Consider the following 485-nt stretch of genomic DNA (forward strand, 5'->3'; position numbering starts at 1 on the left):
CCCTACTTATCCTCTCGTTTTGCTATAATACTCGCCCTGATTAAGGCTACTAATAGTAAGACAGAGACAAATACAAATGTAAAGATATATTTCGAGTATAATGCTTTGCCAATTTGCAGTGTATTATCCTCATGCAAGGTTGTTGGCACCTGCTGGATATCCAAATGATAGATTCCAAGATAAACGGCAAAGGCAAAGCCGAGAACCCCGAGAAAGACAAGGATCTTTCTCCATTTTCCTGTTGTTGCTTCACTTTCGTCGTATGGCTTCGTTAACATGATGCCAAACAGCATGATGATGGTGATGGCACCGGAATAGATTAATACCTGCACGGCGGCAATGAATTCCGCCGACAGCAGGATGTAGATTCCAGCGATGCTGACGAAGGTGAAGATTAAGGCCACGACCATGTGAACGACTTTATTGAGGTTTAATAAAAGCACGCCACCGATAATCGCCACAAGTGCGAGGGCCATGAATGCGAT

The 485-nt window shown here is 43.9% G+C and carries 1 protein-coding gene; it reads right to left on the reverse strand.

Going from position 1 to position 485, the window contains the following annotated elements:
* Positions 1 to 2: 2 nt before the first annotated feature.
* On the reverse strand, positions 3 to 485 hold a 483-nt coding region (locus RYX56_RS21170), incomplete at its 5' end, for an NADH-quinone oxidoreductase subunit J (RefSeq protein ID WP_317123966.1).

The organism is Alkalihalophilus lindianensis, from assembly GCF_032843265.1.
GTDB lineage: Bacteria > Bacillota > Bacilli > Bacillales > Bacillaceae_D > Alkalihalophilus > Alkalihalophilus lindianensis.